7 protein-coding genes and 1 pseudogene are annotated in these 9,721 nt (G+C 67.4%); 5 read left to right on the top strand and 3 right to left on the bottom strand.

Annotated elements, in window-relative coordinates:
* Positions 1 to 129 precede the first annotated feature (129 nt).
* Positions 130 to 267 carry an albusnodin family lasso peptide gene (locus ACZ5PB_RS04840; RefSeq protein WP_468687799.1) on the bottom strand — a complete coding sequence of 46 codons (138 nt, stop codon included), beginning with the start codon at positions 265 to 267 and terminating at the stop codon, positions 130 to 132.
* A 262-nt stretch (positions 268 to 529) separates the two neighbouring features.
* On the opposite strand from ACZ5PB_RS04840, the gene ACZ5PB_RS04835 reads away from it, so the two are divergent.
* Complete coding sequence (locus ACZ5PB_RS04835; RefSeq protein ID WP_468687798.1) at positions 530 to 1,837, top strand: helix-turn-helix domain-containing protein; 1,308 nt, start codon at positions 530 to 532, stop codon at positions 1,835 to 1,837.
* A 782-nt stretch (positions 1,838 to 2,619) separates the two neighbouring features.
* Entirely contained in the window at positions 2,620 to 3,990 is a 1,371-nt protein-coding gene (locus tag ACZ5PB_RS04830) for a hypothetical protein (protein ID WP_468687797.1), read from the top strand.
* Positions 3,991 to 4,308: 318 nt separating this feature from the next.
* Here the strand turns inward: ACZ5PB_RS04830 and ACZ5PB_RS04825 are convergent, their stop codons facing one another.
* A complete protein-coding gene (locus ACZ5PB_RS04825) occupies positions 4,309 to 5,079 on the bottom strand; it encodes an aminoglycoside phosphotransferase family protein (protein WP_468687795.1) in 771 nt (256 codons plus the stop codon).
* A 212-nt stretch (positions 5,080 to 5,291) separates the two neighbouring features.
* Here ACZ5PB_RS04825 and ACZ5PB_RS04820 point away from each other — a divergent pair.
* A pseudogene (locus ACZ5PB_RS04820) lies at positions 5,292 to 6,660 on the top strand (IS1380 family transposase).
* A 335-nt stretch (positions 6,661 to 6,995) separates the two neighbouring features.
* On the opposite strand, the gene ACZ5PB_RS04815 reads toward ACZ5PB_RS04820, so the two are convergent.
* Positions 6,996 to 7,316: a cold-shock protein gene (locus tag ACZ5PB_RS04815; protein ID WP_468687794.1), complete on the bottom strand. Its 321-nt coding sequence runs from the start codon at positions 7,314 to 7,316 to the stop codon at positions 6,996 to 6,998.
* A 271-nt stretch (positions 7,317 to 7,587) separates the two neighbouring features.
* On the opposite strand from ACZ5PB_RS04815, the gene ACZ5PB_RS04810 reads away from it, so the two are divergent.
* Positions 7,588 to 8,733 carry a phage tail sheath family protein gene (locus ACZ5PB_RS04810; RefSeq protein WP_468687793.1) on the top strand — a complete coding sequence of 382 codons (1,146 nt, stop codon included), beginning with the start codon at positions 7,588 to 7,590 and terminating at the stop codon, positions 8,731 to 8,733.
* 198 nt (positions 8,734 to 8,931) lie between these two features.
* Positions 8,932 to 9,477 carry an MlaC/ttg2D family ABC transporter substrate-binding protein gene (locus tag ACZ5PB_RS04805; protein WP_468687792.1) on the top strand — a complete coding sequence of 182 codons (546 nt, stop codon included), beginning with the start codon at positions 8,932 to 8,934 and terminating at the stop codon, positions 9,475 to 9,477.
* Positions 9,478 to 9,721: the final 244 nt, after the last annotated feature.

Raw genomic sequence — 9,721 nt, 5'->3', positions numbered from 1 at the left:
CATGCGCGATCGGTCCTGACGCGGAGCCGCACCAGGCACCCCCCACCCCCCCCCCCCCCCCGCCCCCCCCCCCCCCCCCCCGCCCCCCCCCCCCCCCCCCCCCCCCCCCCCCCCCCACGCCTGGAGGGATCAGCAGTTGTAGGCGCGTCGCTTGTCTTCGCTCTGGCCGCCGCCCTGGCCCTCGGTCAGCTCGGCGGTGCCGCCGACCTCGACCGGCAGCAGTTCCTCGTCGGGGAGCACGGTCTCGGTGCTGCGCAGGCTGTCCATGATCATTCCTCTCGGTGTGCGAATGGAGGGTCGTGCCGTCCGTCGCTGAGTGCTGGCGCCCTCGCTCAGCAACGGCTTCGCGGAGGAGAGCGTTCTGCGGACGGTGCGGACGGCGCAGGTCCAGAACACCGCGACCGGGCCTCAACGGCCAGCCGACTCCCGCCGGGCGCACACCATTTGCGCGTTGCGCACACGGCCTCGACGCCCCGTGGTGGCGCGGCTACCGTGAGTTGGTTAGCGTCTGGTTCGACCGGGGGTTGCGATGCGCGCACACGCACCGAACTGGGGCTCTCCCAGAGCACGGGCACTCGTCGAAGCGGGCGACGTAGGCGGCCTCATCCGCTGGGCTCGAATCGAGCTCGGATGGCGGCAAGGCGACCTCGGCAAGGCGACCGGGTACTCGGCCTCTGCCGTGTCCCGACTGGAGACCGCAGACCGCAGCGCCACCGACCTCGACATGATCCGAAAGTTCGCGCAGGCCCTGTTCATCCCTGCGGGCGCACTTGCCGCAGTTCTGCGCGTAACGCCCCCTCCGCGCACTAAAGTTGCTGCCGACGCTGGAAGGCACACCGAAGCGGAAGAAGACATGAGGCGCCGTTCTCTACTCCAAGCCGTGGGCCTCGCCGTGCCGCTCTCCGTCCTCGACGGACTCGACGAGTCGCTCGCCCTGCTGCCCAGCCCGGCTTCGGCACCGACGCCGTCGAGCCTCATGACCCAGGTCCGCCGGGCACGCGCTCTCTTCGATGTCGGCGACCACAAGAAGCTCGTCCTGGCCCTGCCGGATCTCCTCGCCACCGGCCACGCCTGCGCCGAGGATGGCGAAGCAGGCGATTACGTACGGCTCGCCACCTGCTACGACCTTGCCACCGAGGCCCTGTCTAAGATCGGGCGCTACTCGGCGAGCAGGATCACCGCTGACCGGTCCAACATCTTCTCCGAGCTGTCTGGTTCGCCCCTGGCCGCTGCGGCCTCGGCACGCGCGTTCAGCATCGTCCTGCGCCATGAAGACCGCGGCGCAACCGCGCAACGCGTCACTCTTCATGCCGCGGCGAAGGTGGAGGCCACCGGGCTGAAGACCCCCGCGCAGGCGGCGACGTTCGCGCAGATGCTCTGCACGGTGGCCTACGCGGCGGCGCAGGCCGGGGACCGTGACCGCGCCCTGGAGATGATCGGCGCCGCTGAACGGGCGGCGAAACTGCTTCCTGACCGGAATGAGCGTCCGCAGACATTCAGCGTGACCCCGGCCTCCGTCGCCCTGTACAAGGTCGGAGTCCTCTGGGGCCTCGGTGACGCTGGCGCAGCTGTCCACGCGGGCAAGGATCTCCACCCCGGGCAGTTTCCCACGGCCGAGCGCCGGGGCCGGCTGCACACGGACATGGCGCGGGCCTGGTGGCAGTGGGGCAAGGCGGACGAGACCGCGGTGGCCCTGCTCGCAGCTCACCGGGAAGCACCGGCCGAGGTCCGCGACCGCCCCAGCATGCGCGCCATCGTCACCGAGCTCACCGAACGCCACCCACGTACCGCCAGCGTCCGCCAGCTGACAGCCGCCGTGCAGGCGCGCAGTAGCTGACGAGCCCGCTTCCGCCCTGAAGGACCCGAAGGATCTTCAAGGCCGGAAGGGTGCAACTGCATTGTCCGTACGGTGCCGTGCGGCTCACACGGTGCGGTAGTTGCCGTACCGCGTGAGCCTTAGCGATCTGGCGGCGCAGCCCTTCGATCTCGTCGTGCTGGGCGGCGAGCCGAGAGATGCCGAGGGCATTGTTTCCACGGCTTCCCGCAGAGGGACAACTCCCGTTCCCACCGACACGGACTGGGACAACGAGAAGCCCACAGAAGCGTAGGGGCCGCCTCGGTGAAGTTCTCGCTCTGAGCCCAGCGGGGCGTACCCGAGGCCGGGGCTCACAGCAAGCACTGTGCGGTGAGGGCAGCGGGTCCAGTCCGGGTGCTGAGGTTGGCCCCCGCAGTGCCAGCGTGCGGCGTTCGCTATGGACGGTACGGAGCCTGCTATGGCCCGCCCACAGCAGCGATGCCGTAAAGGCGCTGTCGTCGGACGAGCACTGAGTTCCCCTTCGCCTGTATTCAGGTCAGCTGTACTCGCGAAGGCGCGCGGTGTCGATTGTCTGCATTCCCTTGAGTTCGTGGACGTAGCACATCGGCAGGCCCGGCCGCAGTCCAGTCCAGTGGGGGTTCACCCGATGGGGTTTGAACTTTGACGTTCCGTCGAGATTGCTGACGCTGCGCTGGGAGCGCCACCCCGACCGCGGGCGGTGCCGCCTGTGCGGACACACGGCCAACCTGATGCACGAGGTCTGCCGTCTCTGCCGGCGCCAGGCCCGCCTTATCCAGAAGGACATGCACGGCAACCAACTCGACCTGGAGGGTTCCAACCTCCACGGACAGCAGCTGTTCTTCGGCGACAGCGACCGCCGCGTGCGGCTCTCCGTCCCACAGCCGGCCCGCGAGCAGCACCGACGACAACTCAGACCGCGGCCCGACCGCCGGCTTGTCGTGTCCGACTCTGACGGGTTCCGGTGGCCCCAATATCCGGCCGCCCACCGCCAACTGTTGCTCTTCGACGTCGAACGCGACTACGAGCGCGCCCGCCAGCGAGGCTTTCCCCGCGACGTGCGGGATCCTGAACTCGCCGCCGCCCTGGAGGCGTTCGCTCGGGAGCGCGGCGCACGCCTGGGCTGGACGTACGAACGCGTCTGGAGCGTACAGCGGGCCGTGCGGATCCTCCTGGCCGTCCAGAGCACTCCCGGCGCCGCGATCAGGGCCACCGACGTGATGCCGCTGTGGCGCTGCCGTCTGCCTGTCAACCACACCCTCAACGTCCTGGCCGAAGCGGGATTCCTCGACGACGACCGCCTGCCCACCCTGGAGACCGCGTTCGAGGAGCGGCTCGCCGCCTTGCCGCCCGCCATGCGCGAGGAGATGCGTACCTGGTTCCGGTCGGTCCGCCACGGAAGCCGTACACCGCCGAGGTTCAAGCCCCTGACCGCACCGGCCGTGCGCAGCTACGCGACCGTCGCCGTCCGGCTCGTGCGCATCTTGGCCGAGCAGCACGACTCGCTGCGCGAGGTCGCCCGACAAGACATCGAGGACGCCCTGCCTACCGGCACCCCCAGATCCTTCGCGGTGACCGTCGCACGGAACCTGTTCCGAATCCTCAAAGCGCACAACGTGGTGTTCCAGGACCCGGCCCGGCACATCCCGCACAGGGCGCAGCGCGGGATGCCCAAGACCGTCGACACTGCCGTCCTCCAGGATCAGCTGGCCGACGACGATCCGGCCCGCGCAGCCCTGGGAGCCCTGATCGCCTTCCACGCGCTGACCGTTGCGGACCTGCGGCACCTGATGCTGAGCGACGTCCACGACGGGCGCCTCCACCTGGGCGAGCGCAGCATCCCCTTGGCCCAGGCGGTGCGCACACGCTTAGCCGCCTATCTCGAGGAACGCACCCGCCGCTGGCCGAACACCGCCAACCCGCACCTTTTCACCAACTGGACGACCGCCACCGACCTCGGGCCGACCAGCAACATCTGGGCGACCAAGGTGCTGGGAGTCTCTGCGCAGGCCATCCGTGAGGACCGCATCGTCCACGAACTCCTGGCGACGGGAGACCTGCGGCGCCTGGTCGACCTGTTCGGGCTGAGCATCAGCGGGGCGTACCGCTACCTCGCCGCCCTCGACCCACTACAAGTCCACCCGGAATCCGAATGAGGCCGGGGCGCTGCTCGACGCTGCCCGTCATCTAGCCTCGGGCTTTCACGGGCGGGCTGACCGAGGCGTAGTCAAGTAGTGGGAGGAGCGCCCCTGAACTGCAGCGCTATGGCGTGTTGAGAGTCCTGCCGGCTGCGGAGGAAGAACACTCCCCGGGTGAAGAAGCGCCTCGGATCCTGTCCGAGGCGGCCAGAGTGGCAGGTTCTGCAGGCCGGTAACGGGGCTGGCCGGATGCGGTCCTTGACCAGTTGCTCGGTGTAGCTGCGCGCTCCGGAAGACGGTTGAAACACGGTGCCATCAGCAGCGCATGCGCCAGGGCTATTCCGCCTCGAAGGCAGCGTGCAGGGTGTCACGATGGGCACGCACGTAACGGATGTCCGCCTCGTAGAGGTCACTGTGACCTTCCGCGATGTGTTGCTGGAACGCCTCGTTTCCCTGAGCGGCCTGGTCGCGCATGAAATCGATGAGAGCCTGCAGCCGGTCTGGCACGACGTCGATGACCTCTGCATCTACACCCGCCCCGTAAGCCCGGCAGAAGGCAGCGACCCGGCGCCCCTGCTCCTGGGGCGTGCCGAAGCTCTCTGGATTGTCCGGCCCCTGCAGCGGCGCGAACCGGTAGACGGCGTAGGCGACATCCCAGACGCGTGGACCGGGGTGCGCCGTGTCGAAGTCGATGAAACCGACTGCCACGCCGCTCTTCACCACGCAGTTGTACTGGGCGGCATCGCCATGGCACATGACCTCGGCTGGCTGGCGGGCCGGGAACAGCCAGCGGTCCTCGGGGAGTGGCTGGAACGTGAGGCTCGCGTCGTGAAGTCCCCGCAGCAGTGCGGCTGCGGAGGTGAGGAGCTCGTCCGTACGCAGGTTGGACGTGAGCGCGTCGTGCACCTCGCCGTCGAGGAAGGTGAGCAGTTCATTGCCGTCTGCATCGAAGCCTCGTGGCTCCGGTGCACCGTGGAAGCCCTGGTCGTGGAGATGCCGCAGCAGCCGGTGGATCGCCGATGTTGCTGGGGACGTGGGCCGGTGGACGACGTTCCCGTGGCGGCGCACGATGTTCACGCCGCCACGGAATTCCTGCCATTCAGTCATTCACGGCTCGCTTTCCAAGGACCAGGGGTCGAACTTCGGTCGGCCGTACGTTGAGCGGGGCCGCGGCTCGCGCCGCGAGATCCCGTGCGGTGAGATCTGATGGCAGCGCGCCGTGGTCCGAGGTGTGATCACGAACGTGAGGAACACTCTTGAGCTGCGACGATGCGGCCTGTCGAGAGTCCTGCCGGTTGCGATGGAAGAAGCATTTTCAGGTGACGAAGCGTATCGGGTCCTATCCGCGGGTCCGCATCGAGAGCGGTGGCAGGGTGGTCTCGCAGGCTGGGGGCGTCCTTCTGGTGGAGACAGTCCGCAAGGCCGGACTGGATCAGGCGATATCGCAGACCCTGGCCCCGTGGCGCAAGCCGCGGGCGGTGCACGATCCGGGGAAGATCCTGCTGGATGTGGCCCTGGCGGTCGCGCTCGGCGGTGACTGCCTGGCGGACGTGGGCGTGCTACGGGCCGAGTCGGCCCTCTTCGGTGCGGTGGCCTCCGACCTCACCGTCTCCCGCCTCATCGACACCCTTGCTGCGGCCGGACCCGAAGCCCTCACCGCGATCCGCACCGCACGTGCCTAAGTCCGTGAGCGGGTATGGGCATTGGCCAAGGATGCGGCGCCGGACACCGGCGGCCGGGTGATCGTGGATATCGACGGGGTGCTGGTGCTGGCCCATTCCGATAAGCAGGACGCCGCCGCGACCTGGAAGAAGACGTACGGGCACCACCCGCTGCTGGCCTTCGTCGACCATGGAAGCGGTGGCAGCGGGGAGCCTGTCGCTGCCCTGCTGCGGCCCGGCAACGCGGGATCCAACACCGCCGCCGACCACATCACGACCGCTCAACTGGCGCTGGCCCAGCTGCCGAAGAAGTGCCGGCGCGGACGTCGGTCGCTGATCCGTACCGATTCCGGCGGTGGCACCCACGCCTTCGTGGCCTGGCTCGCGAAACGCGGCCGGTGGCTGTCCTACTCGGTCGGGATGACCATCTCCGACGCCATCCACCAGGCCGTTCTGCACGTTCCCGCCTCTGCCTGGGCGGTGGCCGTCGAGCCGGACGGAGCCATTCGCGACGGAGCCTGGGTCGCCGAGCTCGACGGTGACGTACTCAAGGGCTGGCCGAAGGGGATGCGGCTGATCGTCCGCAAAGAACGGCCCCACCCCGGAGCCCAGTTGCGCTTCACCGACGCCGACGGCCTGCGGCTGACCTGGCACCAACACCACCGGCGAGAAGATCGAGGCCCTGGAGCTGCGGCACCGCCGACGCGCCCGCGCCGAGGACCGCATCCGCGGCGCTCGTGCCACCGGCCTGCGCAACCTGCCGCTGCATGATGCCGCACAGAATCAGATCTGGTTGGAGATCGTCCAGCTTGCCCTCGACCTGCTCGCCTGGATGCCGATGCTCGCCCTGACCGGCGAAGCCCGCAGGTGGGAGCCCCGCCGCCTGCGGCTGCGGCTGTTCTCCGCTGCCGCCCAGCTCGTCACCACCGGCCGCCGACGGCACCTCAGATTCGCCCAGCACTGGCCCTGGACCAACATCATCACCCACGTGATACAGCGGCTCACCACCCTCCCCAACCCTGGCTGATCAGCACATCCACTCGTCCCGCCGAGCCTGAACCACCCCGCCGGAACTGTGGAATCCGGCGCACACCCGACGCGAGAGCCGGGCCTCCGTCACGCCTGAAGAACGTCACCGAACGCAATTCGGCCGCCAGCAAGAGCTGACGACCAATCACGAAAGATCGAGGCTAGTGCTGTGACCGGGAAGGTTTAACGGGTTGCTCGTTATCCTGCTGCGGGCTGCCAGGGGCGCCGCCTGTCCGTGACTTCCTGGCCTGGTCGGCGGTGCTCTACTACTTCGGCTTGTGGCGCCAGGACGGTCTCGACCAGCAGATTCTGGCCGGCGGGCTACCCGCCCGCTCAGCGCGAGCCGTAGGAGCCAGAGCCGTATCGGCCTCCGGGTGCAGCTTCTCCTTCCGCCCAAGGAGCGCTGGCCCCCGCAGGTTTGTCCCCGCCGGCAGGAGCACCATCGCCGTTGCCCGCCACCTGCACAGCCTTCTTCGTCCCGTTCACATCCTCACTCACCGAGAACACGACGGACTCGCCCTCAACAAGGAAACTCCGCCCCATGATGTCGCTGTGGTGCACGTACAGCTTGTCCCCGCCCGAGGAAGGCGCGATATACCCAAACCCCTTCGCCTCGTAGAACTGGCTGCACGTCCCACTCAAACGCTCGCTCACCACAAACCCCTTTCCTTCTTCAACAGGACAATCGCTGCAATACACCCTTCCACCGCCGCACACCCTCATGCAGCTCTTGATCAAAAATGGCCCGAATCGCATACTCCGGCTGCTCGACTGCGGGCGCGGCGACGTGGGCCTGTCCGTGCGGCTGGGGGACGCTACTTGAAGAGTGCTGTGGCACTGACTAGAACGTGTGAACAGCTGCATGGGCCTGCGGCTCCGGGACATGATCATCCACGTTGTGCACGTCACTTCCGAGGAGAGTCCCATGGCAGGTCCGTCCCAAACGCCGGGTGTCTACGTCGAGGAACTGTCCGGCCTCAATCTTTCCGTCGGGTCGTTGCCGACCGAGGTGACGGCGTTCGTCGGTGACTTCGCCGGTGTGCCCGCAGGTGGGGTCCCGGTGAACAGCTGGCTGGACTTCGGCAAGCTGGCCGACGCAGACGCCAACGGGGACATCCGCAAGGCGCTCGGGCCGGTTCTCAAGAGCTACTTCCAGAACGGCGGCGGGCGCTGCTACCTGGTCAGCACCGCCGGCTCAACCCTCGCCAAGGCCCTGGAGGAGCTGACCAGGCTCGGGGACGTGACGGTCCTGGTCGCCCCCGGCCTGTGGGACCAGAACGCGCCGTCGGTCGGCGAGTGGGCCCGGGCACTCACCGGCTGGGCCGCGCAGAACAAGGCCATGGCCATCCTGCACACCGCCCGCGACCACACACCCGAGCAGGCCGATGCGGCGATCGAAGCCTGGGGCCTGAACGCGGACGCACGCCGATACGCGGCCGTGCACCTCCCCTGGCTGCGGCAGAGCGGCGACGACGAGCCGGTCATCCCCAGTGGTGCCGTCGCGGGCGCCTGGGCCACAGTTGACCGCGAGCGCGGCGTGTGGAAGGCCCCGGCCAACATCGCCCTGCGCGGCACCGGCGGCCCCCTCCTCCAGGCCACCAATACCGAACAGGGCGCCCACCGCAGCCTCAACTTCATCCGCACCTTCGCCGGGAACGGCACGGTGATCTGGGGTGCCAGGACCCTCGACGACACCGACGACTGGCGCTACATCCCCATCCGACGCCTCTGCAACATGGTCGAACGCGACGCCCAGAGCATGCTGAACCCCGCGCTGTTCGAGCCGAACACCGCCCCCACCTGGCAGATGGTGCGCGTCGCTCTGGACAACTATCTGAACCGTCGGTGGAAGCAAGGCGCGCTCTATGGCAACACCCCGCAGGAGGGCTACTTCCTGAAGGTCGGCGTGGGCGACACGATGACGGAGGCCGATGTCGCGGCGGGCCGGCTCATCGTCAAGGTCGGCCTCGCCCCCGTGCGGCCCGCCGAATTCACCGTCCTGACCTTTGTTCAGGAACAGCTGGGGGAGCCCAGGCCACCATCCGGATCATCTGAGCTGGTCCGTCCCTGAAGCAGAGGAGCGTTCCAGTCCAGGCTATAGATCGTGATCGCTGGGTAGTGTCTTATGCTGCGGCCGGTCGCTCGGGCCGGGTCATGTCTGCGTGAGGGATACGTGCCTGTCTGAGTTGCCTGGATTGCGGAGGGCTCCGGCGGGCAAGATCGCCAACTAGGCCACAGATCAAGTGATTTGAATGCGAGGAATTGGACAATGTCTTCAGCTGATCCCGCGAAGCTGATCGACCAGGTGCATACCCAGCTCGGCAACGCGGCACGCCGAGGGGATGCCAGTCAAGAGGCCGCACAGAGGACGACTTTCGCTCAGGTGGTCTTGCCTCACGTGAGCGTCGACGCGATGGCGCGTAGGGCTCTTAGTGAAACGGTTTGGATGCAAGCATCAGGTGACCAGCGGAGGTCGTTCACCGACTACTTCACACGCCTACTAGTCCTTCAGTACGCAGGAGTGCTGCCGAAGCTGACTGACAGCGAGTTTGAGTTTAAGGCGCTACCCGCGGAGGTTGAGACGAACGGCGATCAGCGTAAGGCGGAAGTGGACGCCCAGGTCATGCATAAGGGGGAGGCGCAGATGACACTCCGCTTCGATCTTGCATATCGCCTAGGCAGGTGGCTGCTCTACGAATTCCATGTCGATGGCGTCGGGATTATCGACACCTATCGAACCCAGTTTGATGGAGTAATCCAAGCTCGGGGCTTGAATGGTCTTATTGCCGAGCTCGCTCGTAACACGGCTCAGTGAGCCTCTTTCATCCTGTGCTAGTGGGGGAAATGGGCTGGTCAGCGGGGGTTGTGACGAGGAATGGCCCCTCGTCGTTGGCGTGGTGATCTCACTGAGTTTCTTCGATGTGGCCACCGATCGGGTGACGGTCCGTAAAGCGCGACGAGCGAGGCCCCCGAGCTGTTGATCGAGATGTCTGACGTCTCAATCACGCTGCTCGGGGGCCTCGTTGGTGATCCATCCTGCCGCACTCGATCTGCCGCAC

It is taken from the genome of Streptomyces sp. NPDC032721, assembly GCF_055579625.1.
The sequence above is the reverse complement of the archived record's forward strand: the minus strand, read 5'-3'. Positions and strand labels throughout refer to the sequence as shown.

Excerpts from the sequence above, each read along its gene's own strand:
- ACZ5PB_RS04825 (WP_468687795.1), bottom strand. The coding sequence starts at position 5,079 with ATGACTGAATGGCAGGAATTCCGTGGCGGCGTGAACATCGTGCGCCGC.
- ACZ5PB_RS04805 (WP_468687792.1), top strand. The coding sequence starts at position 8,932 with ATGTCTTCAGCTGATCCCGCGAAGCTGATCGACCAGGTGCATACCCAG.
- ACZ5PB_RS04830 (WP_468687797.1), top strand. The coding sequence starts at position 2,620 with ATGCACGGCAACCAACTCGACCTGGAGGGTTCCAACCTCCACGGACAG.
- ACZ5PB_RS04835 (WP_468687798.1), top strand. The coding sequence starts at position 530 with ATGCGCGCACACGCACCGAACTGGGGCTCTCCCAGAGCACGGGCACTC.
- ACZ5PB_RS04840 (WP_468687799.1), bottom strand. The coding sequence starts at position 267 with ATGGACAGCCTGCGCAGCACCGAGACCGTGCTCCCCGACGAGGAACTG.
- ACZ5PB_RS04810 (WP_468687793.1), top strand. The coding sequence starts at position 7,588 with ATGGCAGGTCCGTCCCAAACGCCGGGTGTCTACGTCGAGGAACTGTCC.